The sequence below is a fragment of the Sulfitobacter sp. R18_1 genome, from assembly GCF_017743915.1.
GTDB lineage: Bacteria > Pseudomonadota > Alphaproteobacteria > Rhodobacterales > Rhodobacteraceae > Sulfitobacter > Sulfitobacter faviae.
In genome coordinates this window covers 665,876-691,079 of record NZ_JAGHRG010000001.1, presented here as the reverse complement: position 1 = coordinate 691,079, position 25,204 = coordinate 665,876, and the positions used below count along the sequence as shown (strand labels likewise).

At 50.5% G+C, this 25,204-nt stretch carries 22 protein-coding genes and 29 tRNA genes; 7 read left to right on the top strand and 44 right to left on the bottom strand.

From position 1 onward, the window contains the following. Positions 1-52 precede the first annotated feature (52 nt). The 43 genes from J7392_RS04255 to J7392_RS04045 all read right to left on the bottom strand — a co-directional run bounded on the left by J7392_RS04255 (position 53) and on the right by J7392_RS04045 (position 15,006). Positions 53-811, bottom strand: a complete 759-nt coding sequence (locus J7392_RS04255) for a phage Gp37/Gp68 family protein (RefSeq protein ID WP_209216326.1) — start codon at positions 809-811, stop codon at positions 53-55. An 88-nt stretch (positions 812-899) separates the two neighbouring features. Continuing rightward, the gene (locus J7392_RS04250) at positions 900-1,172 is read right to left on the bottom strand and encodes a hypothetical protein (protein WP_209216325.1); all 273 of its coding nucleotides are present in this window, start codon (positions 1,170-1,172) and stop codon (positions 900-902) included. A gap of 93 nt (positions 1,173-1,265) precedes the next feature. Next, complete coding sequence (locus tag J7392_RS04245) at positions 1,266-2,207, bottom strand: DUF2974 domain-containing protein (protein ID WP_209216324.1); 942 nt, start codon at positions 2,205-2,207, stop codon at positions 1,266-1,268. Between the two features lie 72 nt (positions 2,208-2,279). Further along, positions 2,280-2,352, bottom strand: a tRNA-OTHER gene (locus J7392_RS04240). Positions 2,353-2,362: 10 nt separating this feature from the next. Continuing rightward, positions 2,363-2,587, bottom strand: a complete 225-nt coding sequence (locus J7392_RS04235; protein WP_209216323.1) for a hypothetical protein — start codon at positions 2,585-2,587, stop codon at positions 2,363-2,365. Between the two features lie 212 nt (positions 2,588-2,799). Beyond that, positions 2,800-2,887 (bottom strand) — tRNA-Ser (locus tag J7392_RS04230). Positions 2,888-2,963: 76 nt separating this feature from the next. Continuing rightward, positions 2,964-3,054, bottom strand: a tRNA-OTHER gene (locus tag J7392_RS04225). A gap of 919 nt (positions 3,055-3,973) precedes the next feature. Beyond that, positions 3,974-4,056 (bottom strand) — tRNA-Leu (locus tag J7392_RS04220). A 37-nt stretch (positions 4,057-4,093) separates the two neighbouring features. Beyond that, positions 4,094-4,169 (bottom strand) — tRNA-Ala (locus tag J7392_RS04215). Between the two features lie 27 nt (positions 4,170-4,196). Continuing rightward, positions 4,197-4,273 (bottom strand) — tRNA-Pro (locus J7392_RS04210). 506 nt (positions 4,274-4,779) lie between these two features. Next, positions 4,780-4,856: transfer RNA gene (locus J7392_RS04205), tRNA-Arg, on the bottom strand. A gap of 130 nt (positions 4,857-4,986) precedes the next feature. Next, positions 4,987-5,062, bottom strand: a tRNA-Met gene (locus J7392_RS04200). 21 nt (positions 5,063-5,083) lie between these two features. Next, positions 5,084-5,842 carry a Sir2 family NAD-dependent protein deacetylase gene (locus tag J7392_RS04195; RefSeq protein ID WP_209216322.1) on the bottom strand — a complete coding sequence of 253 codons (759 nt, stop codon included), beginning with the start codon at positions 5,840-5,842 and terminating at the stop codon, positions 5,084-5,086. A gap of 203 nt (positions 5,843-6,045) precedes the next feature. Then, a tRNA-Met gene (locus tag J7392_RS04190) sits at positions 6,046-6,121 on the bottom strand. 301 nt (positions 6,122-6,422) lie between these two features. Then, positions 6,423-6,498: transfer RNA gene (locus J7392_RS04185), tRNA-Glu, on the bottom strand. A gap of 151 nt (positions 6,499-6,649) precedes the next feature. Then, positions 6,650-6,725: transfer RNA gene (locus tag J7392_RS04180), tRNA-Val, on the bottom strand. A gap of 103 nt (positions 6,726-6,828) precedes the next feature. Continuing rightward, a tRNA-Ile gene (locus J7392_RS04175) sits at positions 6,829-6,905 on the bottom strand. Positions 6,906-6,909: 4 nt separating this feature from the next. Beyond that, entirely contained in the window at positions 6,910-7,347 is a 438-nt protein-coding gene (locus tag J7392_RS04170) for a GatB/YqeY domain-containing protein (RefSeq protein WP_209216321.1), read from the bottom strand. Positions 7,348-7,389: 42 nt separating this feature from the next. Then, positions 7,390-7,465 (bottom strand) — tRNA-His (locus J7392_RS04165). Positions 7,466-7,471: 6 nt separating this feature from the next. Further along, a tRNA-Trp gene (locus tag J7392_RS04160) sits at positions 7,472-7,546 on the bottom strand. A gap of 150 nt (positions 7,547-7,696) precedes the next feature. Beyond that, a tRNA-Met gene (locus J7392_RS04155) sits at positions 7,697-7,773 on the bottom strand. Between the two features lie 398 nt (positions 7,774-8,171). Beyond that, a tRNA-Ala gene (locus tag J7392_RS04150) sits at positions 8,172-8,247 on the bottom strand. Positions 8,248-8,359: 112 nt separating this feature from the next. Then, positions 8,360-8,434: transfer RNA gene (locus tag J7392_RS04145), tRNA-Gly, on the bottom strand. 410 nt (positions 8,435-8,844) lie between these two features. Next, positions 8,845-8,920 (bottom strand) — tRNA-Phe (locus J7392_RS04140). Positions 8,921-8,929: 9 nt separating this feature from the next. Further along, positions 8,930-9,005 (bottom strand) — tRNA-Ile (locus J7392_RS04135). Positions 9,006-9,013: 8 nt separating this feature from the next. Then, positions 9,014-9,129 (bottom strand) — tRNA-Ala (locus J7392_RS04130). A gap of 126 nt (positions 9,130-9,255) precedes the next feature. Then, positions 9,256-9,331: transfer RNA gene (locus J7392_RS04125), tRNA-Gln, on the bottom strand. A gap of 24 nt (positions 9,332-9,355) precedes the next feature. Continuing rightward, positions 9,356-9,441, bottom strand: a tRNA-Leu gene (locus tag J7392_RS04120). A gap of 138 nt (positions 9,442-9,579) precedes the next feature. Further along, positions 9,580-9,654 (bottom strand) — tRNA-Glu (locus tag J7392_RS04115). A gap of 29 nt (positions 9,655-9,683) precedes the next feature. Further along, positions 9,684-9,770, bottom strand: a tRNA-Leu gene (locus tag J7392_RS04110). A 64-nt stretch (positions 9,771-9,834) separates the two neighbouring features. After that, entirely contained in the window at positions 9,835-10,293 is a 459-nt protein-coding gene (locus J7392_RS04105) for a hypothetical protein (RefSeq protein ID WP_209216320.1), read from the bottom strand. Positions 10,294-10,347: 54 nt separating this feature from the next. Beyond that, a tRNA-Thr gene (locus tag J7392_RS04100) sits at positions 10,348-10,423 on the bottom strand. 104 nt (positions 10,424-10,527) lie between these two features. Further along, positions 10,528-10,611 (bottom strand) — tRNA-Cys (locus J7392_RS04095). A 104-nt stretch (positions 10,612-10,715) separates the two neighbouring features. Next, positions 10,716-10,794: transfer RNA gene (locus J7392_RS04090), tRNA-Lys, on the bottom strand. A gap of 4 nt (positions 10,795-10,798) precedes the next feature. Beyond that, complete coding sequence (locus J7392_RS04085; protein WP_209216319.1) at positions 10,799-11,419, bottom strand: hypothetical protein; 621 nt, start codon at positions 11,417-11,419, stop codon at positions 10,799-10,801. Between the two features lie 27 nt (positions 11,420-11,446). Further along, positions 11,447-11,521: transfer RNA gene (locus tag J7392_RS04080), tRNA-Lys, on the bottom strand. Next, positions 11,501-11,719, bottom strand: a complete 219-nt coding sequence (locus tag J7392_RS04075) for a hypothetical protein (protein WP_209216318.1) — start codon at positions 11,717-11,719, stop codon at positions 11,501-11,503. Before J7392_RS04075 ends, J7392_RS04080 begins: the two co-directional genes overlap by 21 nt. Before the next feature lie 23 nt (positions 11,720-11,742). Further along, a tRNA-Asp gene (locus J7392_RS04070) sits at positions 11,743-11,817 on the bottom strand. A 401-nt stretch (positions 11,818-12,218) separates the two neighbouring features. Beyond that, the gene (locus J7392_RS04065; protein WP_209216317.1) at positions 12,219-12,365 is read right to left on the bottom strand and encodes a hypothetical protein; all 147 of its coding nucleotides are present in this window, start codon (positions 12,363-12,365) and stop codon (positions 12,219-12,221) included. A 157-nt stretch (positions 12,366-12,522) separates the two neighbouring features. Then, entirely contained in the window at positions 12,523-13,056 is a 534-nt protein-coding gene (locus J7392_RS04060) for a hypothetical protein (protein ID WP_209216316.1), read from the bottom strand. Then, on the bottom strand, positions 13,056-13,379 hold the full coding sequence (gene trxA / locus J7392_RS04055; protein ID WP_209216315.1) for a thioredoxin: 324 nt from the start codon (positions 13,377-13,379) through the stop codon (positions 13,056-13,058). The genes J7392_RS04060 and trxA overlap by 1 nt, the downstream gene beginning before the upstream one ends. An 18-nt stretch (positions 13,380-13,397) precedes the next feature. Beyond that, positions 13,398-14,180 (bottom strand): hypothetical protein, encoded by a 783-nt coding sequence (locus tag J7392_RS04050; protein ID WP_209216314.1) that lies wholly within the window; start codon positions 14,178-14,180, stop codon positions 13,398-13,400. Positions 14,181-14,190: 10 nt separating this feature from the next. Then, positions 14,191-15,006 (bottom strand): hypothetical protein, encoded by an 816-nt coding sequence (locus tag J7392_RS04045; RefSeq protein WP_209216313.1) that lies wholly within the window; start codon positions 15,004-15,006, stop codon positions 14,191-14,193. 214 nt (positions 15,007-15,220) lie between these two features. Here J7392_RS04045 and J7392_RS04040 point away from each other — a divergent pair, with 214 nt between their 5' ends. Then, the gene (locus J7392_RS04040; protein ID WP_209216312.1) at positions 15,221-15,862 is read left to right on the top strand and encodes a hypothetical protein; all 642 of its coding nucleotides are present in this window, start codon (positions 15,221-15,223) and stop codon (positions 15,860-15,862) included. 4 nt (positions 15,863-15,866) lie between these two features. On the opposite strand, the gene J7392_RS04035 is transcribed toward J7392_RS04040, so the two are convergent. After that, a complete protein-coding gene (locus J7392_RS04035) occupies positions 15,867-16,340 on the bottom strand; it encodes a GNAT family N-acetyltransferase (protein ID WP_209216311.1) in 474 nt (157 codons plus the stop codon). Positions 16,341-16,467: 127 nt separating this feature from the next. Here J7392_RS04035 and J7392_RS04030 point away from each other — a divergent pair, with 127 nt between their 5' ends. The 6 genes from J7392_RS04030 to J7392_RS04005 all read left to right on the top strand — a co-directional run bounded on the left by J7392_RS04030 (position 16,468) and on the right by J7392_RS04005 (position 25,157). Next, a complete protein-coding gene (locus J7392_RS04030; protein ID WP_209216310.1) occupies positions 16,468-17,862 on the top strand; it encodes a Wadjet anti-phage system protein JetA family protein in 1,395 nt (464 codons plus the stop codon). Position 17,863: 1 nt separating this feature from the next. Next, entirely contained in the window at positions 17,864-18,535 is a 672-nt protein-coding gene (locus J7392_RS04025; protein ID WP_209216309.1) for a DUF4194 domain-containing protein, read from the top strand. Further along, a complete protein-coding gene (locus J7392_RS04020) occupies positions 18,528-21,926 on the top strand; it encodes an SbcC/MukB-like Walker B domain-containing protein (protein WP_209216308.1) in 3,399 nt (1,132 codons plus the stop codon). Before J7392_RS04025 ends, J7392_RS04020 begins: the two co-directional genes overlap by 8 nt. A 213-nt stretch (positions 21,927-22,139) precedes the next feature. Continuing rightward, positions 22,140-22,775, top strand: a complete 636-nt coding sequence (locus J7392_RS04015) for a DotD/TraH family lipoprotein (RefSeq protein ID WP_209216307.1) — start codon at positions 22,140-22,142, stop codon at positions 22,773-22,775. Between the two features lie 11 nt (positions 22,776-22,786). Then, on the top strand, positions 22,787-23,809 hold the full coding sequence (locus J7392_RS04010; protein WP_209216306.1) for a type IV secretory system conjugative DNA transfer family protein: 1,023 nt from the start codon (positions 22,787-22,789) through the stop codon (positions 23,807-23,809). A gap of 166 nt (positions 23,810-23,975) precedes the next feature. Further along, positions 23,976-25,157: an ATPase, T2SS/T4P/T4SS family gene (locus tag J7392_RS04005; RefSeq protein WP_209216305.1), complete on the top strand. Its 1,182-nt coding sequence runs from the start codon at positions 23,976-23,978 to the stop codon at positions 25,155-25,157. The last annotated feature ends 47 nt before the right edge of the window (positions 25,158-25,204 follow it).

Below are 25,204 nucleotides of genomic sequence, written 5' to 3'. Positions count from 1 at the left end.
ATAGGGAATGATGGGCAGACGCTCTCTTAGAGATTGCCCGCCCATCATATTTTTATGCGATCACCCGAGGTGCCGGGTAGCCGTCGTGGATTACACCATCAAGCTCTCTACCCAGCTTCTTGATCTCGGGCTGGGACTTGCCACCCCACTGCTTAAACAAGAAGGGTGTCCCGGATGCTGCACACTGGTCTCTGATCGACCTGAACCAGCCAACCGCAGAAGGCCTGTAGTTGGGGCCACTCTCCCCACCGGCAATCACCCATGAAGGCATGATATCCGCAGGAATGGCGCCCAAGTCCTCGATCAAGGGCTCAGCACTCCAGAAGGTCACGGCCGCCGGTATGGCAGCCAACACCTTACCTCTCCTGAGCATCTCTTCTCTGTTCTCAGTAGAGACCCCTAGCCAGACATTCGGATAACCATCACCCCAGTCATCAGGGAGATACCTGACGATGTTTTGAGGTCTCTTGGTCAGCAACAGCCAATCGAGATCAGGCGTGTCCTTGATGAGCTTCCAAAGCTCTTTCCTCCAGCTGTCTTCGATGGATTTGTGGTTATCAAAAACATCCGCAAGGCTCGCACAAAACACTCTGGGTCTGATACCAGATGCCTTAGCTTCCTTTTGCCACTTTAAAGGCTTGCCCCAGGTCTTGGTTCTCTTTCTGGGGGATTTTGGCCCCCATCTGTCTCCGCCAAACCTATTGTCCCAGACTTCTGCATAACAGAAATCACAGGCAGCACTTACTCGGGTACACCCAATCCATGGATTGAAGGTGTGCATAGCCCATTCGATACCGGTATTCTCGGCCATCTTTCCTCTCCTTGGATTTGGGTTTCAAAATAAAAAGAGGCGGTGCTGACCACCACCTCTCAAAGCTAGAAGACGTTTGCCTCTAGTATTAGTCGGAGCCACCGGGGCGCACTCTTGCAAGAGCAGGCATCTCGATTAGCTCAAGGCTTTCCAGATCATTTGGAATTACCGAACCGATCCTTCGACCCTTTCTAGATTCCTTGACTGCCCATTGGTAAAGCGTCATGGCGACGTTAAACAGTTCTTGAGGCGTCAATCCGCATTCGGAAGCCATCTTTTCATATTCATCCATCTGCCCTCGTCGCAGGTCGATTGTTACCCTGACTTTACCAGTCTTGGCGGGAGTATCATCATCGCTCATATTTTTCACCGTTTTGAATTATGGATAATTAATACACTAAACCCACATTTCAAACAATAGCCCGAGCTATCAATAATCTATTCATGAGAAATCCTACGGGCCGGGACTAAAGGCATCGTCCTGAGCATCTATGAGATGCCTATCCATCTCATGTGCTTTGTCGACCAACTCATCGAGGGCTTGAGCTTCCTCATCTGAAAGAGCGTGCCCCCGAATATTGTTTTTATCAACTTCTCTTGAAGGTTCTGTTCGCATTCGACAGTTTTGCTGTGGATCATCCGATCTAAGCATCAAGAGGTCTCGATCTACGCTCAAAGCCAACCCAAAGGTCTTCTTTGTAGCCAGACTTTCGATTGTCTTGACATACTCTCTCATGGAGTGGGCCTTAACGCGTCCGAAGATCCCCTTGAATCGTGTTTGATCGCCTTCATCGACTGTTACGACCCGTCCGGGCGAGCGATAGTTTTGACCGACCTTAGAGCGCATGGACGCCACATGTGGTACAACATCAAGGTCATGACGAAAGCATATGAGGCGATTGTCAGAGTGGTCATCAGCAAAGACCCCACCCGGGCTTCCAAAGCTAACACCAGAGTACTTGACGCCATTTTCGGTGTCGGGGTGCTCTTCCATGTAGATAGCCGCCATAGCGCCGCCTAGGCTGTGTCCCATGACCATAACACGGTCGATACCTTTATCCTCGACATAGCGATCCAATGCATCGATAAGCGGACGCATCTTTTCGTAATGCGTATTGATGTTGAGGATATTGTCCTTCCAATCCTGGAAGCACCACTTGTCGGTACCTTTGAAAGCGAGCGCCAGGGTCTTTTCGCCGTTCACTTCCATGGACCGCACAAAGGCGAGAGCATTTTCGTTCACATAGCGACCATCTGGTTCATAGCCGTCCGGAACTTCGAGATCATCAACGCCAATCGGCTCCCACCCTGTGACATCTGGCGTCTCATCATAGACCGCCAAACACAGGTGAGCTGAGTTCACGACATCTTCGGGGGTGATCTTTTTGCGGGACATAAGTCAGCCAAACCTTCATAGTATCTGACTATAAAATGTTCGGCCGACTGCAATCCACAAAGTGGTATTAGGTGCTCTCTGCAAGACTTGAACTTGCGACCAGCCCCTCCTGGGGCACATGCTCTACCAACTGAGCTAAGAGAGCAAAGGCCCCGTTAGGAGCCCATAGATCTTTGATGAAGGCGGTAGCTTGCGATGCTTTCATAAGATAGCATCCGCATCTCAGCAACTGTACGCGCGGAATGACCTGCGAGTTCACGAGACCAATCTTGGATCCGTGCGATAACGCTGCCGTTTGCCTGTTCTACTTCGAAGTCCAGGACCCCATCCAGAGTGCCCTTAACCTTGTTCACGTCGATATGCTTAATCTCTAAAGCCATGTCATATTCCTTTTCTTTCTTGGGCGACCAGAAGCCACATTGCTTCGATCAGCCTACTTACCCATAGGGCGTCTTAATATTCCGATTTAAGGAATTCTTTTCAATGGAAACTTATCATTAAATGACAAGTTTTGCGGATACATACCAAGATACATCAGGGACATCAAGACGATTTATATGCTTGCCTCGATTTTTCAATACTTGATTGCTTATGGCGGAAGGAGGGGGATTCGAACCCCCGGGTCCCGAAGGACCGCCAACTTTCCAAGCGGGTGCAATCGACCACTCTGCCATCCTTCCGTTTAAGTTGCCGTCTCTCCGACTGGGCACACCACTCTTTCTTCCCGGCGCCGGGACAGCAGGTGTCGCGTAAGCTTGGTTGCAGAGGTAGGATTCGAACCTACACGAGTACTGATCGGGCACTCACGGGCATCTGGGCCCGCGCGTCTACTTTCCGCCACTCTGCAATAACCTTGGTAGGTGCCCGAGAACTTGAACCTCTTGCGAAACCAGCCTTCACGTTTAACCGCAACGGTTTTACAGACCGCCAGGAGGAAGGGCACCCAGAATTCTATAGGCGGGAGCGCTGAGCACTAGCGCTCCCGCCTGAAAATATGAAAAGGCCTGAGACTACACCTGATTCAGATCGCAACTAACACAACACGCGTTAAATCGCCTGATCATGGCCCAGGTTGCCATAAAAGAGTGAGAATTTCTCAATTCTCTTCAATATCAATCCCGACTTTATAGCGACTAAACATGTTTGAAGTGCAGATTATTTTTTCTTCCTCTTGGATTTCGAGCGAAGTAAAATTCAGCACAAGTCAAGTTTGGCGCAAAAATATTACCGGGTCCTGAGTGTCTTATTCGGCCATGTATAGAAATACCTCCCAGTATTTATACACACTTATTCATATAGTGAGTTGCGTTAGTTGTCAATAGATCAAGCAGCCTTTGATGATCGAGCTTCCGTGGGCTTTGCGCCGGATTTGCAGCCCAGCTTTTCCCGCTTATCCACCCGGAGCCACTTCCAACGGTCTTCCAGGTACTCAATCTATGGTGCCTTTTTTGAGGTCAGAGACGATGGACCTGTCATACTCCCCGAACCCCGAAGGGATCTCACATATCTTACGATGTCATAATTCTAGGTTACAGCCCGCCTGTCGGCTAGCACAAGCAGGCGGGCTGGCAAAGCAGCAGGTCATTGCATGCTTCGCCGTGCGGAAGTGGCGGATTTGAACCGAGAACAACACGGATGCCGTTCTTCTTACCTTAGCCAACAAAGGGCCAGAGCACACATGCTCCCACACGAAACTATTCGAATTTTTAGCAGACCAGATCAACTAATCAACTAGGCTCCGAGTCATATTTCTAACTGGAGAATTTTGGTGCGGGCGAGAGGAGTCGAACCTCCACATCAAAGATACTGGTATCTCGAACCAGCGCGTCTACCATTCCGCCACGCCCGCATTGGATCTCTGAGAAACTCAAGGATCACTGAAATCTTGGTGGAGCCTAGGGGACTTGAACCCCTGACCTCCTGCATGCCATGCAGATGCTCTCCCAGCTGAGCTAAGACCCCATATTCTAATACTTGATGAAACTTGTTTGGTCGGGCTAGCAGGACTCGAACCTGCGACCTTCCGTCCCCCAGACGGACGCGCTACCAGACTGCGCCATAGCCCGAAGGCGGTGGGCGAGCATCCCGCAGAATGCCCTGGGAGGTCCAGTCAACCTAACTTGCCTCGCGCAAGCTCAAACAGTTGGCGGGCTACTTTCACTGGGATGTTCACCGCTATATAAACTCTCAGGCCACCAACTCCCAAGGTCTTTGTAGTACACGCTTGCAGACCCGACGTCCTGTCCTGCTTTTCCCTGAAAGGGTTTCGAGTTAACCCCATCCTCGCGGTCTGGGGAGCGTGATATCGTGTCGACATTTTGGTCGAATTCTCTTGGTTACATTACATCAATATGCTTCAGGAGGGGTTAAATATACCCATGATTAGATATTAGATAAACTTAAACTTGTGTATGTCACCCACTGCATGACACCCGATACTGACCTCTTACAGGCACGGCCTCGGAAAGGGCGCGGCGTGGACCCACAGGCGAACCTGCTTTATCTTTAACGACCCCAGGGCATACGTGGGGTCGACTACCACATCGAACATTATGTCTGATGTCGGTTGTTGTGGAGCACCGTGTAGGATTCGAACCCACGACCACCCGGGCCGAAACCGGGAGCTCTGTCCAGCTGAGCTAACGATGCAATAGTTGTGCCTTACCGTGGTGTACTAGGCCAGCATGGGCGCACATGATGCCGGATGCAACGCATCCGAACACCTAAACTATTAGGTATGTTTATACATGCAGAAAATCAATAATATCTTCATGGAAATTGGTTGCGGGAGATGGATTTGAACCACCGACCTTCAAGTTATGAGCCTGACGAGCTGACCACTGCTCTATCCCGCAAAACTATATTCTCGATACCCCTCAGGCCACTGCCGAAGGGGTATCGTTCACTTCTGCCATCCAAGCTGACACGATCTCATCAAGCTCTTCCACGGCATCAACTGCCGGACGAAAGATGGCTCTATTGAACAGGCATTCATGAACCATGCCTGGAAGCCATTCATCCTGACTTACAGGTTCCAGATTGTTCAAAACCTTCCGGCATTTTAGCTCTGCCACGATGGTTCCTACTGGCACGACACGGCCATCCGTCCCGATCACCACAAAGACATCTTCAGGAGTGACGGACTTCAGAACCCTACCTAGATCCAGGTATGCAGGCGCCCGTTCACCAAAGAAGACCACATTTGGCTTCACGCCCTTGCGACAAGGGCAGGCGGGGCAGGTCTCTTCCATCGGATTGTATGCACGGTGACCAATATTCCAGACATTACCGCAAGCAACACAAAGCATCTCTTCAAGGCGGCCGTGCAGATGAAGAACATCACGCGCTCCAGCACGCTCCAACAGATCGTCGACATTCTGCGTGATCAAAACGGTTTCAAACCGATCCTGCCAAGAAGCCAGCAGTCTGTGCATCGCATTGGGCTCTACTTTTGGAAGACCGGTCCGCAAATCATTGTAGAAACGGTGAACGACATCAAAGTTAGCCTTCCATCGCGTGATGTTGCAGACCTGATCGACCCTATGGTTATTCCATAGACCATCAGCACCACGGAACGTGGACAATCCACTGTCGGCCGACAAGCCAGCTCCAGACAAACAGATAACACGGGCCATGATTATTACTCCTCGATTTGTTTTAGCACAGTTCACTTTATGCTTCGTGAAGGCTAACCCTTTTTCGAGCATGAATTGGTTGTAACGCCGCACTTAGAATAATTGCTGCCTATGGAAGTTAATTACGCTTCCTTAGATCGCTATCCAGCCCGCGTTTTACTCGACCGATGTTACCTAGGATAGGCGAGGCGTTACGTTTTAGTTGGTTGCGGGAGGCGGATTTGAACCACCGACCTTCAAGTTATGAGCCTGACGAGCTGACCACTGCTCTATCCCGCAAAAGGAACTCGGGTTGAGATCCACGTTTACCCTTATCCGAAGGGCTCGCATCACTCTCCGGGGCCCTGACCCCACGACCCACAGCCACCAACTCAATGCCTCAGGGAGCAAATGATTTGATGGCCGCGTAATCGACCGAAACTTGATTGAACGACTGCAACATCGGTATCTATCCGGGAATGCTATCGTTCATATAATGGTGGGTACCCGAGGACTTGAACCTCTCGCGAAACCAGCCTCCACGTTTAACCGCAACGGTGTTACAGACCGCCAGGAGGAAGAGCACCCAAACTCTGAATAATGGTAGCCCCTGCGGGAATTGAACCCAGCCTTTCTAGGTTGAGAACCTAGCGTCCTAACCGATAGACGAAGGGGCCATTATCTTATGAGTAGGGACATCTGGAATTACACCAGACCATTATAAATGGACGTGACCTCGAGAAATCACTCCTTCCGCTCAAGTTGCGGATGTGCATCGAACCTGTGAGGGCTCTTACACCAGATGTCTCTACTCATAAGACAGGAAAATGGTAGCCGCTGAGAGGCTCGAACTCCCGACAATCTCCGTGTAAAGGAGGTGCTCTACCAACTGAGCTAAGCGGCCAAAACATTTTAGCGTATACCATATAAGGTATAATTTAGAGATATACGCTAGATGGTATATTTGAGGTGCCCAGCATCGAAATGTCAGGCACCTCAAGGAATAATGGTGATGTGAGATGGGATTGAACCATCGACCTGCGAGTTATGAGCCCGCCGCTCTAACCAACTGAGCTACCACATCAAACTTATGCGGCTGCCAAGAGACTCTTGGCTACCTGAGAAGCAATCTTGCCATCGTACTGGCCAGCCTTCTCTTGTTTCAAAGAACCCATGATCTGACCAATATTGGCGCCCTCAGACACTTTTGCGCGCACGAAAGCCTCGATCTCGGCTTCGGTCATCTGTTTGGGCAAGTACACCTCGAGAGCAGCGCGCTCCGCCTTGGCGTAGGCCACCGCATCAGGTGCTTTATCTGCATCCAACAGCTTCAGGGTTTCGTCGACACCCTTCAGGAATTTGCGAACGATAGCCACCACATCGGCATCCGTCATATTTTTGCCGGGAGCCAGCGTTTTGCTTTTGGTGTCGATCTCGCCCAATAGGGTGACCAAAACCTTTGCTTCCGGCGATTTTGCCTTACGCGCTTTAATAGCGTCGGCTTTGATTTGGGCGAGGGAGCTCATCTTATTTCCTTCCATGAATGTTGAGCTTAGAATTTCTATAATTGGAACCGGCCGTGAGATTTGAACTCACCCTTCGACGTCCACAACGTCGCGTGCTTACCGCTAACACTAGACCAGCATAATTTGGCACCGGTGCAGGGAATCGAACCCCGGACGCCGAGTTTTGGAGACTCGCGCTCTACCACTGAGCTACACCGATAAAAACTTTAATGGTGGCAGCATACCCATTCCCAGCTGCCATTCTGGATTCCAAATCTTCCTTCATTATCCAGTCCCCCGCCTATCGCCCGAAGCGACCGCCATATTTTGAGACCCCGCAGATTGGGTCTATCCCGATTCCTCAGGATCTTGGTTGCGGGAGATAGATTTGAACTATCGACCTTCAGGTTATGAGCCTAACGAGCTACCAGACTGCTCTATCCCGCAAAACTTGATGGACCTGACCGGCTGCGTTACCGATATCTTCTCGTCAATTCCTGAGGCGGTCCCCAGGGGCATTGAGCGCTTTGTTCGCTTTAAGCTACAGGCCCGTATTTTCGATAACGAGAATGCCCATGGCGGGGGCTAAGTCCACTCAGGTGTTGCGGCCTGAGCTTCGCCCTAGCAACATAGACCGCGATACTCTCCCAGAGGATCAACCCCAGGCTCATTTCGCGCCGCCCCCGACAAAGACATTCTCTTAAAATTATCATGGCCACGAGAGTAGGGCGTTCTGAAAACGCCTGCCTTATGGACCTAAGAGATCAATATTTATTCTGTATTGGACATATCTTATTTCCTCTAATTTTGAGTTTCATTGATGATAAAACTTATCGCTTTTAAATTGGTGGAGCCTAGGGGGATCGAACCCCTGACCTGATGCTTGCAAAGCAACTGCTCTCCCAGCTGAGCTAAGACCCCATATTCTTGTATCGATGCCTCGTCACTGGCATAGCGATCTAAACGATCACCCTCCATATTCTTGCGGATTTGACTTGAGCGATACTTGGCTGCCAGTTACGGCGTCCAATCTTGGAGCGGATGAGGCGATTCGAACGCCCGACAACTTCGTTGGCAACGAAGAGCTCTACCCCTGAGCTACACCCGCGTATTCTATGTATTCTGGTGGACAAGACGGCGAATGGGCACCGTTCAGCCATTTTCCTATGGCTACCCGCTTTCTGGCTACCGATGGAAATTCACCAGAACATGTCCGTAAAATCGTGGATCAGGAACTATTTAAGACCTGAACTTAACGCGCCAATCCAAACCGTTTATTCCTGATATCAGACATGGTTCGGGCCGCAGCGGCTTTCGCTGAGTTATATGTCTCTCTGCGTAGTGAAATCACCATTCTTCCAGAAGGCAACTGTTGCGCCCTAAGAAATTTAGTTTGGTCAGTTTCACTCGAAGACTGAACTCGGAAAAACGTTTTCTTTAGCCTTCTATCCATACTGTTTCCTTGAGTGCCGATACTCTATATATGGACCCCAAGCATTCAGTGAAAGATAATATTATTGGTGGACCAGGAGAGGTTCGAACTCCCGACGCCTGGATCTTCAATCCAGCGCTCTACCAGCTGAGCTACCGATCCACATTGTTATGGTCGTCTAACCTGGACTTGAACCAGGGACCTCTCCGTTATCAGCGAAGTGCTCTACCAACTGAGCTATTAGACGATGTTATTTGGTGGAAGAGGCTGGATTCTAACCAGCGACGTCACAGGGGCTTCCTGCCGCTCTGCACTGTTACAGCTTCCAGACGCATCGGCCTTACTTACTGCAATCTCTGAGCTACTCTCCCAAATTGGTCGCATAGGCAGGTTGTCAGCCCTGTATCCGTCGGTCATGAGCCGCCCGGTCTGCTATCCCTACGACGGGAAGACTTCAGCTATGCATCTCGGTGATCCCGTAGGATCGAATTTTATTTTGGCTGGGGTGGAAGGATTCGAACCTCCGGTACACTGTACCAAAAACAGTTGCCTTACCAGCTTGGCTACACCCCAACTAACCTGTTGATTTCATTGAATTGGTACGGGATGGGGGACTCGAACCCCCACGGTACGAAACCACAGGTACCTAAAACCTGCGCGGCTACCAATTACGCCAATCCCGCATAAGGAAACCATATGAAATGGCTTCCAATGTGTTTGGCGGATAACGCTCTGCCGCGCCCCCTTAGTCCTCATGCATGCCTATGAAGATACCGTGTTCTGTTATCCTACGGGAGAAAAGCTCAACCAGCAGGTAGTATTGGTACACCCAACGGGGATCGAACCCGTGTTTCCGCCTTGAAAGGGCAGCGTCCTAACCGCTAGACGATGGGTGCATAAATCATGAATAGACATGATCGTAACTTGGTGCCGCTCCTGGGACTTGAACCCAGACGTCCTTTCCGAACAGCGCATTTTGAATGCACCGTGTCTACCATTCCACCAAAGCGGCAAATATCTAAAAAAGGAGGCGGCCAAAGCCGCCTCAGGTCGTCAACTTCAAGGTTGAAGTGGTGTCACGGCGCCGGAGACGCCGGAGTAAGCTTATCGTGGATATCTTCCATGACACTACGGAGACAATCTAGGTAGTGATCATCCCAAAGATCATCGTCCGGAACGACATCTGCTAGGATTTCGGATAGGCGGTGATCACTTATGTTTCCAGGAGTGTCTTCTATGGAAACCTCATCTTCGTTATCCTCTAGGAACTTGAGAGTGATCTTCCCATCTACATCCGGGCATTCCCCAATAAACTGGGCAACCTTCTCAACCATTTTACCCGTATCACGGGCGAACTGATCGCTCTCTTTAGGATCCATATTCAGATCGGTAAGAACGCTAACTACCAGACAGATACCTTCCGCATTGAAGCCCTTCAGGACCCATAGACTTTCTGGATTGGGATCGTCGTACTGGACAAGTCGTTCCTGCCTGTTTTCCTTCGCGACCTCTAGTCGTGTGATCACTTTATCCATCTCAAACTCCTCATTCTCTAAAGGAGGAAATGGCTCCGGTGATGCTTAGAACAATGGTGCCGCCAAGAAGAATTGAACTTCTGACCTGTCCCATACCAAGGGACTGCTCTACCGACTGAGCTATAGCGGCGTTATTGGCGGTCCGTTAGCCGCAACCGGTTGGACCCGGCCGCATTTGACCCCGGCACGAATGCCAGACTTTTACCCCGCTACGGACCAAGAGCGGCAGATTTATGGAGGCGCAGGGCGGAGTTGAACCGCCTCCCTTTCGGGGCCTGGGATTTGCAATCCCGCACGTTACCGTTCCGTCACTGCGCCGTGCTGGTGTGGAGGACAGGAGTTGCACCTATGACGCGACACCATTCACGATGCCCGCTCTACTACACGGCTTTCACCGATCTGAGCTACGCCCCACGTTGTCTTGGAGAACCGGCTGGGATTTGAACCCAGGTATGACGCGGATTAAGAGCCCGCCGCTAGAACCAACTCAGCTACCGGTCCATTTTTATGATTTCAGCCTGCCAGCTTCGATGAAGCCATGAATGTCGTACTCACCGACAGCGGCCAATTCATCGAACCTCTTGGAGGCTGTATCAGGGGTTTCCTTGATGGTCGCCTGAGCCGCTCTGATTGATTTGGCGATCTCCTGCGCCTCGTCACCTTCGCTACCACTCTCAAGAATGTCCAAGATTTCTTTCTCACTGTAATCTGAGAAGTTGACCATCTCGATGTGATGTAGCAGCCGAAGGGCTTCCATGTCAGCTTCCCCGTACTTGTCATCCTTGTGCGGAAAGCTCTCATCGAAGCGTGTTTGCCCCAACTTGTAGATCGCACTCAGCAAGCCCTTGAGGGTTTCTGCCGACATCGCATCATCGTTGCCGATGACAGTCAGGACGCCCTTCGCAGCAGCGAGAGAGAAGGCCATTCGAGGACCTAAGGTGTCTCGGTCAATCGCATCCATCTTGGCAGCAAGTTCTTTGGCGTTTTGCTTCCAGACCTTGAGCATCAGGCGATCAAGCTTTTCCCGGCCAAGGCTCCTGAAGAGTACCTCAAAGCCGCGAATGTGGAGGCGAAATCTCTGCTTCTCGGCCTCGAGTTCTTGTTCTTCTATCAGTGCGTTTTCCATGAAATAGCTTTCTAAAATATGTTGATTTGGTGAACGGGGTGGGGGTCGAACCCACGGCCAATTGATTAAAAGTCAACTGCTCTACCACTGAGCTACCCGTCCAATTAGTTTGGCAGCTAGGGCACTCAAAAAGAGAGCAGTTTTATTGCTTTCCATTTGAGTGCCCGGCAACATCTTCTTAAGCGCGACCTTATCTGAACGCCGAATTGCCTTCTTCGTTTTTCCGTGAGCACCCGAAACTCTCAGGCGCATGGCTGGAACATTCGAGTCCCTTGGTTTGAATACAGGTTTTCGTTTCATCATTCTCTCCTTTGAATTGATAATGGCGGTCCTAAGGGGAATTGAACCCCTGTCTCCTGATCGACAGTCAGGAATAATAACCACTATACGATAGGACCGTGTTATTCTTGGGATGAGCCAGTTTTAGCCGCCCCATCCCAAGAATAGATTTCGTGCTGAAGTTTGTTCAAGGCTGGTAACTCCTTGAACTCTCAGCCATCGGTATCCACGTCAAAGACGCTACGTTCCCTCCGGACTACGACCCTTCTCTTCAGCATCTGCATCTGGCAGACCACGGGGAATTTGCCCCATGTAGCGGTCGTAGCACACTCGTTATCCGAGTGTCTGTCCCTGCGCTTTGAAAGCCGCCAGTGGCGCTCTCGGGACCCAGGTGTCCCACTCCCCCGGATCAAGTACACCGGACAAGTGATTGAATTAAAACGAAAGAAGCCCCTCGCTGGGTTGACCAGGGAGGGGCTTCTTTCGAAACAACCAGATATGATTTCACTCAATCTCTGATTTACCCTCCATAACCTTCAAACGCATAATCGCGATCAGACCAGGTCTGGCCAAGTTCAATGCAACCCAGTTCCCGGACGCTCAACATAAAGCGTGCGGAGACGGCGGCTGCCATCTTCTCTTGCTTATGTGTACGTACGAGTTTCATTGAATTGCTTAGTCCTTAGATTGGGTAAACGGCCGTGATTGGCCTGTGAGACGATAGATAGCATCGGCCCAAGAACAATGCAAGCATAAAAATCGAAAATTTCTAAACTTTTTTATTCTTGTCCGAAAGTCGCCATAAAAATAAGGGAAATCGGATATCAGATTTTTGGTTTAGGCCCGCTTAATTCGGAGAGTTTTTCGTGAAGGGTTTCCAATTCATCTGCCGAAAGTGCGGCAGCCTGATGGGCAATGCTAGCAATCAACGAGGCATTGGGGGCAGAACACTTCGTAGAACGGAAATCGAGTTGGAAGTCATGCTGCTCCCAACTCGGATCAATTGGGAATTCCTTGAGAGCCTCTCTCCTATCTACCACTGAAATCGCGAGGCTGACCTTGCTTAGCGATCCGCGACTGTCCGAGCTAGTAATCAAAAGACCCTCACCAGTAGGAGCCTGGGCTACTTCGACAATCGCATCTCCATCTAGGCCCTCAATGAGGTCCTTGGATCTCCGAGCTTGCTGAGGGGTATCGTACACTATCAGATGAGCCTCCGGAAAATTGTCTTTCTCAGACTGCTCATCGATTTCATAGGTGACCTTATAGGCACCTTCGACGTCAGGACGCTCTAAGCGATAAGGCATGTCGTCGTCCGTAGGGTCGATATAGAGATCGATATGGGTTTGATGCCTCATTAGTGGATGGCCTCTTCAACCCACGACTTGAGTGCTGACTTACTGGCACCACCGGTACGGCTGGCTTTCACATCGCCTTTGACGACGGACAGGAGGGTAGGAAGGCCACGCACACCTGCGGAAGCTGCAAGCTCAGGCTCTTCGTCAGCATTAACCTTCACAATCTTTACGCGACCGGCAAACTCGCTTGCCAGCTCATCAAGAAGGGGAGCTACGCTCTTACAGGGCCCACACCAGGGCGCCCAGAAGTCCACGATCACAGGTACGCTGGAGTTGGTTACTTCAGCTTCATATGTCTCTTTAGTTACATTGATAGTCTTCATTGAAATATTCCTTAATGTTCAAATTTTTGGTCCGTCTAGCACGCCTTCTTTGCGTGTCATCACTTCGTGTAAGCGCCGCTCAAGAGCGTCATCAAATCTCTCATTCGTAGAGATATCATCATTATCGACCACCTGTAGCAAAGCCTCACGAACATCATCTACGAGAGCATCTTTAAAAATTCCGCCATGCGTATAGGATTTTTCTGTGAGAATGCTTTCAGGTGATGTTGTCTCAAGTGAGATGTAGCCACCTTTGCGGCTTTCGAGTTCGTTTTGCATGTTGATCGTGAGCCCCATGCTCTCGATCTGTGACCCTAGGAAACTCACCTTGCGGGCATGCAGAACGGATAAAGGTGTTTTCTCGATCTCCTCCTTCATGCGTTCAAACTGACCTCTATCGAGGGATACACTGACAAACCACTCATCAGCATGCTCTTCTGAACGGATGCGGCGATCCACGACCTCGTACTCAAACACTGCGGCAGCAGGATTCTGGATAAACAGAATACCCTCACCAGAGGGGGCAACACCAGGCATGAGGTCACGGCTCTCTGTATCATATTTTTGGAACTCCCCAATTGCTGTGCATGCATCTCGCGCCTGCTGAGGGGTGTCATAAATAATGATCTCAAGATGACCGATCTGGTCGAGGCCCACATCGCGAAGCTTCACCTCGTTATCACTGGTTAGAAGAGTAAGACCCTCAAATGGAGCCGGAGAGGCTGTTGCAAGTCCCATCTCGTGAACTTCCTGCGTTTCGGGAACGTAGAGCGGGATGATTTTAGGTGGCTGAACAGTCATAATGCTTCCCTTAAGCTCCAAACGTTGAATCGTCGGCCTTCAACTCGGCCATCTTTTCAAGTTTGGATCGAACATCCCACAAAATGTCGCTGGTAGACGCATTGTCCGAATGCTTCATCTTCTCTTTAATAACTTCTCGGATGGCGGCTTTGACGTCACCATCGGTCGCATGCTCAAGTATCTCGTCGAACTCGTCATCATTTTCTGCCAGTGTGTTTAGATCTTCAACAGATATACCGATAGGGGCAACCCAACCGTGGATGTGCTCCTCCAACTCAAGCTGAGCGTTCTCTATAAAGTCATGTTGGGCAATTGTCGGCAAGTCTTCCCAGACCGCATCCGTATAGGCATTAAAGTTAGCGCGGCGAAGTCTTGCGCCGTTCGATGCCACGTGTCCTACGGTAGCCTCGATATTTCGACACTGTTCGTGATCCAGCATCCAGCTTCCATATGTTTCAACTCCGTGCGTGACTAGCCGGGAAGCCTGCCTCAGATCATGAGTACGGAACTCAAACTTCGCTTTCGGATCCCACGTCACCATGACACCTGAGCCTTCGGCAGTGCTACCGAAAGCTAACCTTCTTATGCCAGACTGCTCTGCGGCTTTCATATTATAAAGCTCTTCGGCCGACATTTTGGTACTGCAAATATATACGTCGACACGACCCAAGCGGTCCAAACCCTGATCCATAAGGGCGATCATCGTATCCGAGGTGATCAGGGTGCCCTCAACACCTTCATTGAACATGTGCCCGACATTCAATCGAGGGTTTCCCTCAAGATCATGATCAAGCTTCAGTGATACGACTGTGTAGGTAGGCGTCATAATAATCCCTCCGGTTAGTAATGAATAATACAGACATACGCGCAAGCAACAACACCTTTAAACCACGATAAACCAAGAAGAGGTACCGTAGTCGCAAACATCTTTAATAAGGTTATAGGATTACATGGAAAGACATATCGTAATTGCAGGCCAAGGCCGCGCTGGAACCACTCTATTTTACAACATGCTGCGTTCTACCCTTAAGGGTTTCAACATGCCGGACTCCGAGGTGCAAGCACGTCAGTACCTCGATAAGCCGGGCAATTACTGCACAAAGCGCCCTTTCGATATTTTCGACATCCCGAACATCCTAAAGGAAGCTCAGGGCAAGAAGCATGTAGACCTCATCATTACCATGCGCGATCCTCGTGATGTCCTGCTATCAAAGCACAAGCGCGTGCCTGATGACTACTTTGTCGGCGCAGATCACTGCTGGTTCGTGCCTCAAGGGGTGGAGCCTACCTACAACGCTCCAGGCATTCTGCCGACCCATCATGCGATCACAACCATCATCAATTCAGGCATCTTCCCAAATGGGGTTTTCGTCCTGAAGTATGAGGATCTCGTCGACAATCCGGAAGGCATCAAAGACATCCTGGCCGAAGCCTATGGGATGGAGTTCGAAGGCGATTTCTCCGATTTCTACAAGCAGGATATTCCTGATGATCTATCCCGTGCCCTGAATGGCATTCGCCCTGTCGAGAAGGCCAAAGAGCCGAAATGGAAGAAGCCTGAGCATCGCCAACGGATCCTGGATCAATTCACCAGGTTCCCAGACCTACACAAGGTACTTATCAACTTTGGCTACGAAGACGACACCAAATGGTTCGAAGACCTGATCATGATGGAAGACTAAGAACTTAGATCATCGCCCCCGGAGGAGAATACTCTTCTTCCGGGGGATTTTTTATGACCCCAGGATACCTTTCATTTAGTCGACTTACGACATTTGTGAGATAAACCCTGCCATCCGGCGAAGAGCTGGATCTTTCAATCTGACAGCCTTCATTCTGAACGAACTTGATTGCCTCCTCGTACATGCTAGATGCAATCCCTTGGTTCTTATAGGCCTCCTCCACGGAAACATATTTGAGCCAATACACTGACCCGTCATAGGGGTTCTTTTGCAAGCCAATCGCGCCTACGATTCTTCCTTCATCACGGGCGACGACCAATGTTTCATTACGCAAGTAATCCATATATAGATATTTTATGCGGTCCTGGATAAACTCTGGATCATCCGAACCCATGCCAGGTTCGCCATAAGGAATATTCTCTTGTCTCTTTACCTCTTCTTGGTAAACCTCTGTACCTGGCACAATTTCGATATCCATAAAACAAATCTCCTTGGCAAGCAGTTGGCCATGAGTAATGAAAGCCGCAAATATGCGTAATCAATTGATGCCAAATACTTGAATAAGTCGGATTTACACGACTTGTAACTAGGTTTACCATAGCACCATGGGGCAAACTATAGAGCAAGCAATCTTCGGCGACATCCATCCGGATGCCTTCAAGCTGTTCTCTGGCAGCTCTAAGCATCTGCACGCCGAACTTCTGGAATATCTGTCTGAGCAGGTTTTCGATGATGCTGGTGTCGTGAACCGACCTGAAGTCATTGATGCTATGCAGGAGTTCCTGAACGCCAACAGCATAGGAAGCCAGGAAGGCGATGATCCGTTCGGCGTAAAGCGCGCCAACACCCTCTATGCACGCTTGGTTGAGACAGGCTGGCTCGTAGAGCAGAGATCAAGCTACAAGAGGCTTGTAGACATCGATCCTGGCGCTCGGATCCTGCTAGACTTCCTGCTCGATATGAAGGCCGGGCGCCTTCGTAATTACGGTGCTGAGGTCATCCAGGTTCTTTCTCTTCTAGAAAGCGCTGATCGAGATCCAGAGAACAGGTCTGAAGCCCTCAGGTCAGCCACACGTTCTGCAAGAGGCTTTCTAAACCACCTTCGCACCTTGAGTGCCGGTATGGGGAAGGCCGAAGAAGCCATATCGTCCCATCACGATTTCTCCGCTCTCTTTGAAGCCTTCTTCAAGGACTATGTGGAGAGACACCTCATCGCCGATTACAAACAGCTTCATACAAAAGCGAGCCCATATCGATTTCGGGTTCGGATCCTCGAGCTAGTCGACAATATCTCGGACGATGAATTCAAGCTTCAGTCCCTTGCTGAAGCCTATATCCGGGAAGGGAAGGCAAAAAGCCTCCAAAAGGCCAGAGATGCGGTATCTATTGATCTGCGAAAAATTGCTTCCGTCTTCACGAATATCGATGGATACCTCGAGATCATCGAGGAAACCAGAAAGCGCGTAGAACAACGCATCCGAAATACGATCAAGTTCTTGGATAGCATTGAAGAAGCCAACACAGAAACCATTGAGCGCGTCTTGCGGAAGATCGGCAAACACGACTTCAAGGCAACAGAAGCCAATGATTGCAATTTGGGCACTCACCTTCCTTCTGGACCCGTACACCTCTTCAGCCCAGCTAAAAAATCGATCAAGATTGAAGCGCAACCAATCAAGAGACCCTCAAAGTCTCCTGCTATGCAAAAATATGAAACAGCCATTCAGCTATACCGCGAGCGAAGTGTGATCACCCCTGATAAAGCGGAAGGCTACCTGGATCGCATCCTCAAGGGCGCCAGAAGCGCAGAGGGCAAGGACCTCCCGATCAATAGTTTGGATGACTTCTTTGTCTTCGAGAGGCTGCGGGGGATTGAATATCTATCGGGCGGCGCTCTTTCGGACAAATGGAAGGTTCGCGACATCGAGGGTGTTATCGATAATGGTTGGATAAGGTGCCAAAACTTCATCATAGAGCGCCGCACAAAAGAGAGCAGTTAACATGGCATTCGAACTAAAAGAGCTTGGCCAGATCCTTGACAAGGTAGAGGACTCTGAAGCTGAGGCCGAGGCGATCAGAACAGCCATACAGGCACTCCTGTTTCATCAGGTCATATACGATGACATGCAGAACGTTCCCAGCGCGGCGATCAGCGCATTAAAGGAACATCGGGTGTTCTTCGAAAAGTACTTCGCCACGGCTGGCTTTAAGCTCACGATGGACAGCCGCAGTCAGATGATTGCCTTGGTCCCTGAGGACCACGAAAAACCTCCCTATGGGTGGCGCCAGATGCGACTAAAAAAGGACGAAACCATCACCAGGCTTGCTTTGCGCTTCCTCTTTGAGAAGGGGCTCGCATCAGGGGGCATGGATGAAACCGGCCGCGTTCATACGGACACCATAGAACTACTGGATGTCTACCAAAAGATTGCCAAGGCAACGCCACCAAGCGAACGACAACTTATCGAGACGCTGTTGAGAGACCTTTCTCGCGTTGGATGCATCAGAGTTGGAGATCGTGACAAAGAGGCCAAGGTGACCCGCATCACGATACTTCCGGGAATACGAGTAATGGTATCGGATGACTTTGTAGAGCGGCTCGAAGCCTGGCTAGAAAAAGAAACGGCTTCTGGCTTTTTGGAAGAGCAGGGGCAGGAGACAGCAAATGTATGAGTTAACCCGTATATCGCTGCACAACTGGTATCTGATCGATGCGCTGGACATCCGGATCGACGGTCATACGGCCGTAATCGGTCAGACGGGGGCAGGCAAAAGCTCCATTTTGGATGCCATTCAAACTGTCATTAGTGGCAACAACAGAAACATGCTTGAGCTGAACGCGGCCGCAGGTAACGAGCGCAGCCGGTCTGTCCGTGACTACATGCTGGGATGCGTCTCTGACTTGAACGAGGGAAAGCCCCGACGCGAGCGGGCAGAGAGCACCCTTGTGCTAACCTTCACCGACAAGAGCAAGAAATCTAGCATCGCTATTGGCCTATTCATGAAGGCCGATCAAAACAATGCTGAGACCACCCGCCGGTTCGTCGCTCCTGGATACGACTTCAAGATTGAAGATCACATGTCCAAGAAAGGATCTGGGGAAGTTGTTGATAGCCACGAGAAGATCATTGAGCGCTTGCGTGATCAGGTTCCCGGGTTTGCTTTCCATACCTCCAGCACCAAGTATGTGAGCGCCTATCTCGGAGAGATGAGGCCGGAGCTGCCCCCAGATTCCAAGCACTTCATGAGGGCATTCTCCAACGCTCTTCTGACAAAAGAGATATCTGATCCCACTGATTTCATGAGGCGGTTCGTATTGGAGCCAATCCCCCTTGATATGAAGGGCGTAAAATCTTCCATCGAAATCTGGCGTGAAATGACGGGAGAAGTCGAAAGGGTCGAAAATATGATTTCTGACCTCTCGATGATAGCTCACAACTATCAGACGGGTTTTGGGATCATGCTCCAGGAAGCAGATATCGCCATTCTGGAACGCAAACTTGATACGCTCGCCCAGCGCTTAAAGGTTCGCGCCCTCTCGGCAGATACCGATAAGCTACGGGCAAAGGACGCTGGCCTCATTCAACGTGACAATGAGTTGACCGGACGGGTAGCCGAGATCGAAAAAGAGGTGGAGGCATTGCGTGAGATCCTCAGAGGTTCAGACGCAGGCAACCAGGTTGCGCTTGTCGATGCTGAGTTGCGCACATGTCTTGAACGACAAAATGGCATCCGGCGCCAAGTTGAAGGGATGCTTCAGCCCTTAGTGGACCTCAAAGACCTAGATAGAGAGACGCTTCCTGAACTGGTTCGCGATCTGGCAGCGGACGCCCGATATCTTGCTAGCATATGCGCGAACAAAACCCCCGAAGAATGGGCAGCTAACCGATCAGACATCACATCCGCGACCAAACTGATACTGGATCACAGCGGGATCTCGGGCGAGCTGCGAACCTCAAGAGATAAGATATCTGATCAAGCATCAAAAATTAGGGATCGACTGAATGAGATCGGGGACGTCTCCAGTACAAGCTCTGGCCCTCCGCTTTACTCCAGACAAGTGCGAGACTTCATGGCTACCTTGGATCGAGCAGGGATTGAGCATGCCATCCTTCCAGAACTAGTGGAGGTTACCGATACTAGCTGGACCTTTGCCTTGGAGGCTCTTCTGGGTCCAAACCGTGAAGCACTGCTTGTGGCTGATGACGATCTTTCTGCCGCGTTTGATCTCCTGTTCAAAAATCGCAATCAGTTCGACACTGTTCGTCTCATCAACACACGTCGCCTCCGGCAAGGTGATCAGCGAAGATCTCAAGACTCCATCGCAGACATTGTGGTGACCGAGAATGATGATATCCGACGCTTCATAGATTATTCCGTAGGACGTTATGTACGTGCCGAAGACGAGAATGAGTTGACGTCGCATCGTGCAGCGATCCTTCGAAATGGCAAGACCAACTCAGGTGCGACAGTTCGAGTATTCCGTGATCGTTCGTCTATTCTAGGGAAGGGTGCCCGGGAGAAAGCCAGCGAGGCCATCGTACGTGAAGCATCTGAAATTCGTAGTCAGCTGTCGCAGGCAGAGACCTCACTTTCGGTACTTGATAGCGCTATAACTCGATACGGGTCCGCCTCAACTATTTCACATGAAGATCTAGATGTCCTGCTAGCGGAGTTTTCTGGTGTATTGATCGAGGCTAGGGCACTTCGACAAAAGAAGACTGCTATCGACGACACCAAGGCTTCCGAAGCAGAAGAAAAGCTGTCCGAGGCTCGAGGCCGCTTGGCTTCTCTCAAGCCTGATCTAGAGCAGGTGCGAAAAGATCGCCGGTCTATCGAGGTGCAGATAGCAGTTCTAGGAGAGAAAATCGCGCAATCTAACATCGATATTGACAGTCTCTCGGATAAAGAGGCCGATGCAATTGATCTGAGAGCATCAGAAAATATGAAAAGGCTAGAAGGCCTTGTGCAACAAGAGGCAGATCACGATCTGATGGATGCGGAAGACTTCGCTGCTCTGCTGGATATGCCAGTAAACAGTGCTGAGGAAGCTCTTACCGGATACCGTGCTAGAGTGGCCGCTGCGAGAGCCTCCTTGGTGCGGAACGGGGCAGCTCCAGTTTATGTCAAACGCGGTAACAACGGTCTTCTAAGCTTCGCGCAAAAATGGCTCATTGAGGATGCCCCTCTGGCCGAAGATACCCACGATGAAGATCGCTTTGCATGGGTCTCACGCAAACTAGAGCGATACCGGGCAAACGATCTCCTGCAATACCGAGAGCGGCTGGAACAGGCACGAGATGAAATGGAGTCCTCTCTCAAAGAGGGTTTGGTAAGCAAGCTCGGAGAACAATTTGCGCTCCTCAAGCAACAGGTAGATAGCTTGAACCGGCGCCTTGAACGCCACCAGTTTGTCGGTCAGACATATCAATTCCGAAGCTCAGTATCAGCGAGGTTCCTGCCTATTTATGACCTTGTGCAAACTGCCTTGGACCCAGAGGGTGACCTTGAGAGCGAAGAAGCTCGCGCAGGACTTGCCGATCTGGAAGCCATCCTCGAAAGTGATGATGATGACATCAAAAGGTTCGGCGATTACCGCAACTATTTCACTTTCGAACTCTACATCGAGCATCCCGATCCCAAGGATCCAGCAACTATTAAGAGTACCCCTCTTAGTGCTGTTTTAGGTAAGCTTTCAGGCGGCCAGAGACAGGCTCCATACTATGTCGCTATCGCGGCCTCTATGGTGAGCGCATACTACCCTAAATCCCATGCGGGCGACACGGAAGGTATGGGCCTCACTCTCTTCGATGAAGCGTTCAACCGTCTCGATATCCCGAACACACAACGCCTTATGGGCCTCTTCAGGGCCTTAGGACTTCAAGTGGTGGTTGCTGTCCCGGAAGATAAAAGGGCTACGCTGATCGAAGCGGTAGATAGCGTCATCACTGTCTCTAGGATCCCAGGCACTGAAGACGTCTTCATTGATACATCAGGTATCGGGCCGAAGGCGAAAGAAGCCATGCTAAAAGAGAACCCAGTGCACCAACCGGTGCCCGCTTAAGAAGCTTCTGCGCATCGTAAGTACTGCATGACTGGTGTTCTCACCGGGTGATTAAGCTTTGTCTGACGCCAAGGAAGCACGCAGTATATTAAATCAGACTTAACCATGCCTGTGCTTTAATACCACTGTAGTAATCTGATGAATAATTTAACCATATTGCATAAGCGGCCTTCGGGCACAGCAATTTATTCTTAATTCGCAGGAGGAATAAAAATGAAGAATATTGCACGAGTTGCCATGATCGGCGCTCTCCTATCCACCGCTGCTTGCAGCAACGTTGCTATGCCAGGTTTTGGCAGCAAATCACGTATGGAACCTGAATCGTCTGCCGCAAAGCAGATCGATGAACGCCTATCCAAATCTGCCGAACGCGCAGCAGCAGCCAATGAAACTTTGGCCCAAGTTGAGCGCACGCGCACAGCACCGACATCCCCTTCGATGGATGGCGATGCTATCGCAAAGATGCCGCCAGAATTGCAGCGCCCCACAAGCGTTGAATGGACCGGTCCAGCAGCTCAGCTGGTAGAAGAGCTGGCCCGCAACATTGGCTACACCTTCTCGGTAGTCGGCCAAGAGCCTCCCGTAGATATCATGGTTTCGGTCTCCGCAGTTGATGAGCCTGCTATCAAGGTATTCGAAGATATCGGTTACCAGGTCAGCCAGTTTGCTGAGGTATTCGTAGACCCGAACGGCAAGCGCATCGAGTTCCGATTTCTGACAAACGCACATGCAGACGACACTCCGCCTGTTGCCAAGTCGACCATGAGTTCTCCTTCTCTGAAGCAAGAGAAAGCGGCTCCCACCACCCCTCCAGCAGTGCGTAAGCATAAAGAGAAGCTGGGTAAGTAAGGGGGAAACCCGTGAATAAAGCCGCTACATTGGTAGTGATGCTGGGAGCTTTCGGGCTCTCAGCATGCACAACGCCAGCATTTGATACGATGCCTCGCGTCGGGCCGGTTAAGCACACAGGGGACAACCTTGAGGGTGCGCCTGGAAGCGCGGCAACCCATAGATCAGACATAAACCCTGGACATCTACAATTGGAGTCCATCACCAAGACGAAGGTTCCGGGTCTCAGTGAGCTGATCAAAATCGAAGCCGTTGAGGCCTTGGAAGAAGAGGACGAGGATGAAGAAGATCGTCTTCGTCGTCCAGCCATGCGGGATACGGCGCTAGCCTATGGTGCGCGTGGAGGCTTGTCCTATACGTCGCGTGAGATCAATCTCATGCTGCGCGAACGCGCCTCGAAATTGGATCGCATTTACGACTTTACCGGTCTCATTATTCGAGGCCCTGATAACGTCGTCGTGCTTCCTCCCGTAATCTCAGAGGCAAAGAAGTCTTATGAGGTTCATGACGCAGGGAAGACCCTTCGGATCGCTGATGATATCTATGAGATTATCAGTCAGGCAAAGTTCACGCCGAATGCTCCTCTATGGCATAGCTACCTTCTTCGGGATTACTCGGCACCAAATGAACCTCCTATGGAAATCCTTCCCCGGACACCCAATGAGCGCAAGCTTTGGGAGAAGTATGTCCGCCAGGGTTGGGAGACCGGCGTAAAGCAGGCCAATGACATCTTCCAGATGGATTTGAATCGCCTTGATCGGGATTATGATGGCATGGTCCGGTACAAGCGTCTGCTAGCTGAGGGCAAAGTAAGTGCTCCTATGCTCGCCAAAGCACCCCTGGGGGTCACTGGTGACGGTAGCAGCATGCGTGTCAACGACCGTGCAGTTAGGATTACTCGAGATCCTCAGCTGCAAACTGATCCCAGCCTTTGGTCACCCACCATCGAGAATGGGCCAGCGGCCGACTACGCCACGCCTTACGGAAGCGTTGAGGTCAGAGACTTCCCCACACACGGGGATCGCCAATACTAACGTCGAGTAGTACAGCAGGTTGAGGATTTCCCCTTCTTACCTGCGAGAGGAGGGGGAAACGAGAAGGGGGTTCGAGAGAGCCCCCTTCTTCATTAATAACCTTTCACGAGCCTTAAACAGTTCCAAAATACATGACCTTTTAATAGGTATTTATTTAGGAACTAACATGAGCGAAGACGAAAAGAAGAGCAGTTTCTCACGCGGACATGATGGATCAATTTTTGAAGTCGACGGTCGCATTGGCGAAGATAACTTCGATGAGCTTCTGATCTGGTGCTCTGAAAAAGGTGCTTCTGACATTACCATCCAGCCTAACCTTCCTGTGATTGCAGATATTGGCGGCAAGCTCGTTAAGGTCACTCAAAAATCACTTCAGGTACCCGAGGTCGATGGGATTGTTCGCTACATTTATGGTGAGAACGGTCCCGCAGAGATCAAAAGTGGATTTGACCTGGACCCATCGCATGAAATCCGCGTGCCGGGCGGAAGGATGCGTTTTCGTGTTAATATTACAGGCGGCAGAAGCAGTGGTCAGGATGGCATCCAGATTACTGTTCGTACGCTTCCCGATATTCCTCTTCATATCGACACCCTAAATGTAGAACCCGCTATTTTGGAGAACTTCAGACCAAAGGATGGCATGGTTCTTGTCACAGGTCCCACAGGCTCTGGTAAATCTACACTTCTATCAAGCGGATTACGCATGGTTCTAGAAGACCCAGACGCGAACGAAAAGGTATTGGAATACTCCAAGCCTGTTGAATACGTCTACGATAAGGTTGAGATGCCATCATCAGTTGTCTTCCAAACTGATGTGGGCAAGCACCTTCGACCCAGGGCGCAGGCCGATGAAGCAAGCGAGTTTGCATACTGTGTAAGAAACGCTCTTCGCCGCAAGCCGACTATCATCACCATCGGTGAGGCGCGAGACAAAGCAACGATTGAAGCCTGCGTTGAAGCCTCCCTAACCGGTCACCTTATGTATTCAACCATGCACACCATTGGTGTCGCAGAGACGCTCAGACGTGCTGTTACCCCGTTCCCGGGGGACGAACGCCGAGCCATGGCTATCGACATCCTAGAGGTGCTCAGAATGATCGTCACGCAAATCCTGCTCCCACGCGAAGGAGGCGGTAAAGTAGCATGTCGCGAGTTCATGGTATTCGATGATGATACCCGTGAAAAAGTGCTCGCTGCCGAGATCGACGATTGGCCAAAGGTTATCCGTCGTCTTCTTGCTGAAGGCAACTGTATCGGACAGAGCATGGCTGATTGCGCCATAGGCCTACACGATCAAGGTCTGATATCCAAAAATACTTTACGTCATATTACAAAAAGAGAGACATGATATGGGACATTGGAGAAATACATTTCGCGCTCCCAGATTCTTCGTAC

Excerpts from the sequence above, each read along its gene's own strand:
- J7392_RS04005 (WP_209216305.1), top strand. The coding sequence starts at position 23,976 with ATGAGCGAAGACGAAAAGAAGAGCAGTTTCTCACGCGGACATGATGGA.
- J7392_RS04250 (WP_209216325.1), bottom strand. The coding sequence starts at position 1,172 with ATGAGCGATGATGATACTCCCGCCAAGACTGGTAAAGTCAGGGTAACA.
- J7392_RS04105 (WP_209216320.1), bottom strand. The coding sequence starts at position 10,293 with ATGGATAAAGTGATCACACGACTAGAGGTCGCGAAGGAAAACAGGCAG.
- J7392_RS04035 (WP_209216311.1), bottom strand. The coding sequence starts at position 16,340 with ATGGATATCGAAATTGTGCCAGGTACAGAGGTTTACCAAGAAGAGGTA.
- J7392_RS04050 (WP_209216314.1), bottom strand. The coding sequence starts at position 14,180 with ATGACTGTTCAGCCACCTAAAATCATCCCGCTCTACGTTCCCGAAACG.
- J7392_RS04065 (WP_209216317.1), bottom strand. The coding sequence starts at position 12,365 with ATGAAACTCGTACGTACACATAAGCAAGAGAAGATGGCAGCCGCCGTC.
- J7392_RS04015 (WP_209216307.1), top strand. The coding sequence starts at position 22,140 with ATGAAGAATATTGCACGAGTTGCCATGATCGGCGCTCTCCTATCCACC.
- J7392_RS04045 (WP_209216313.1), bottom strand. The coding sequence starts at position 15,006 with ATGACGCCTACCTACACAGTCGTATCACTGAAGCTTGATCATGATCTT.
- J7392_RS04255 (WP_209216326.1), bottom strand. The coding sequence starts at position 811 with ATGGCCGAGAATACCGGTATCGAATGGGCTATGCACACCTTCAATCCA.
- J7392_RS04025 (WP_209216309.1), top strand. The coding sequence starts at position 17,864 with ATGGCATTCGAACTAAAAGAGCTTGGCCAGATCCTTGACAAGGTAGAG.
- J7392_RS04040 (WP_209216312.1), top strand. The coding sequence starts at position 15,221 with ATGCCGGACTCCGAGGTGCAAGCACGTCAGTACCTCGATAAGCCGGGC.
- J7392_RS04195 (WP_209216322.1), bottom strand. The coding sequence starts at position 5,842 with ATGGCCCGTGTTATCTGTTTGTCTGGAGCTGGCTTGTCGGCCGACAGT.
- J7392_RS04085 (WP_209216319.1), bottom strand. The coding sequence starts at position 11,419 with ATGGAAAACGCACTGATAGAAGAACAAGAACTCGAGGCCGAGAAGCAG.
- trxA (WP_209216315.1), bottom strand. The coding sequence starts at position 13,379 with ATGAAGACTATCAATGTAACTAAAGAGACATATGAAGCTGAAGTAACC.
- J7392_RS04245 (WP_209216324.1), bottom strand. The coding sequence starts at position 2,207 with ATGTCCCGCAAAAAGATCACCCCCGAAGATGTCGTGAACTCAGCTCAC.
- J7392_RS04235 (WP_209216323.1), bottom strand. The coding sequence starts at position 2,587 with ATGGCTTTAGAGATTAAGCATATCGACGTGAACAAGGTTAAGGGCACT.
- J7392_RS04030 (WP_209216310.1), top strand. The coding sequence starts at position 16,468 with ATGGGGCAAACTATAGAGCAAGCAATCTTCGGCGACATCCATCCGGAT.
- J7392_RS04020 (WP_209216308.1), top strand. The coding sequence starts at position 18,528 with ATGTATGAGTTAACCCGTATATCGCTGCACAACTGGTATCTGATCGAT.
- J7392_RS04060 (WP_209216316.1), bottom strand. The coding sequence starts at position 13,056 with ATGAGGCATCAAACCCATATCGATCTCTATATCGACCCTACGGACGAC.
- J7392_RS04170 (WP_209216321.1), bottom strand. The coding sequence starts at position 7,347 with ATGAGCTCCCTCGCCCAAATCAAAGCCGACGCTATTAAAGCGCGTAAG.
- J7392_RS04075 (WP_209216318.1), bottom strand. The coding sequence starts at position 11,719 with ATGAAACGAAAACCTGTATTCAAACCAAGGGACTCGAATGTTCCAGCC.